Source organism: Streptomyces sp. NPDC046860, assembly GCF_040645115.1.
In the GTDB taxonomy this organism is placed as follows: domain Bacteria; phylum Actinomycetota; class Actinomycetes; order Streptomycetales; family Streptomycetaceae; genus Streptomyces.
Genome location: NZ_JBEYXQ010000042.1, coordinates 1 through 1,864 on the forward strand (window position 1 = coordinate 1; position 1,864 = coordinate 1,864).

The following is a 1,864-nucleotide window of genomic DNA, read 5'->3' on the forward strand; positions in this document are numbered from 1 at the left end:
AGCCCCAACGGGTGCTGTGATGGGTAGGGGAGCGTCGTGTGCCGGGTGAAGCAGCCGCGGAAGCGAGTTGTGGACGGTTCACGAGTGAGAATGCAGGCATGAGTAGCGATACAAACGTGAGAAACGTTTGCGCCGATTGACTAAGGGTTCCTGGGTCAAGCTGATCTGCCCAGGGTAAGTCGGGACCTAAGGCGAGGCCGACAGGCGTAGTCGATGGATAACCGGTTGATATTCCGGTACCCGCTGTGAAGCGTCAAACATCGAGCATCGTGATGCTAAGGCCGTGAAGCCGTTCCGGACCCTTCGGGGAAAGGAAAGTGGTGGAGCCGCCGGCCCAAGCGGTTAGTAGGTGAGTGATGGGGTGACGCAGGAAGGTAGTCCATCCCGGGCGATGGTAGTCCCGGGGTAAGGGTGTAGGACGTAAGGTAGGTAAATCCGCCTTGCACATAGTCTGAGACCTGATGCCGAGCCGATTGTGGTGAAGTGGATGATCCTATGCTGTCGAGAAAAGCCTCTAGCGAGTTTCATGGCGGCCCGTACCCTAAACCGACTCAGGTGGTCAGGTAGAGAATACCGAGGCGTTCGGGTGAACTATGGTTAAGGAACTCGGCAAAATGCCCCCGTAACTTCGGGAGAAGGGGGGCCATCACTGGTGATTGGATTTACTCCATGAGCTGGGGGTGGCCGCAGAGACCAGCGAGAAGCGACTGTTTACTAAAAACACAGGTCCGTGCGAAGCCGTAAGGCGATGTATACGGACTGACGCCTGCCCGGTGCTGGAACGTTAAGGGGACCGGTTAGCTCTGTTTCGACAGGGCGAAGCTGAGAACTTAAGCGCCAGTAAACGGCGGTGGTAACTATAACCATCCTAAGGTAGCGAAATTCCTTGTCGGGTAAGTTCCGACCTGCACGAATGGCGTAACGACTTCTCGACTGTCTCAACCATAGGCCCGGTGAAATTGCACTACGAGTAAAGATGCTCGTTTCGCGCAGCAGGACGGAAAGACCCCGGGACCTTTACTACAGTTTGATATTGGTGTTCGGTTCGGCTTGTGTAGGATAGCTGGGAGACTGTGAACTCTGGACGCCAGTTCAGGGGGAGTCGTCGTTGAAATACCAGTCTGGTCGTGCTGGATGTCTAACCTGGGTCCGTGATCCGGATCAGGGACAGTGTCTGATGGGTAGTTTAACTGGGGCGGTTGCCTCCTAAAGAGTAACGGAGGCGCCCAAAGGTTCCCTCAGCCTGGTTGGCAATCAGGTGTTGAGTGTAAGTGCACAAGGGAGCTTGACTGTGAGACCGACGGGTCGAGCAGGGACGAAAGTCGGGACTAGTGATCCGGCGGTGGCTTGTGGAAGCGCCGTCGCTCAACGGATAAAAGGTACCCCGGGGATAACAGGCTGATCTTCCCCAAGAGTCCATATCGACGGGATGGTTTGGCACCTCGATGTCGGCTCGTCGCATCCTGGGGCTGGAGTCGGTCCCAAGGGTTGGGCTGTTCGCCCATTAAAGCGGTACGCGAGCTGGGTTTAGAACGTCGTGAGACAGTTCGGTCCCTATCCGCTGTGCGCGTAGGAATATTGAGAAGGGCTGTCCCTAGTACGAGAGGACCGGGACGGACGAACCTCTGGTGTGCCAGTTGTCCTGCCAAGGGCATGGCTGGTTGGCTACGTTCGGGAGGGATAACCGCTGAAAGCATCTAAGCGGGAAGCCTGCTTCGAGATGAGTATTCCCACCTCCTTGAGAGGGTAAGGCTCCCAGTAGACGACTGGGTTGATAGGCCAGATATGGAAGCCCGGTAACGGGTGGAGTTGACTGGTACTAATAGGCCGAGGGCTTGTCCTCAGTTGCTCGCGTCCACTGTGT

General features: G+C 56.4%; 1 rRNA gene. It reads left to right on the plus strand.

From position 1 onward, the window contains the following. Window positions 1-1,843: ribosomal RNA gene (locus ABZ898_RS29590) — 23S ribosomal RNA — on the plus strand; the annotation flags it as partial. Window positions 1,844-1,864 lie beyond the last annotated feature (21 nt).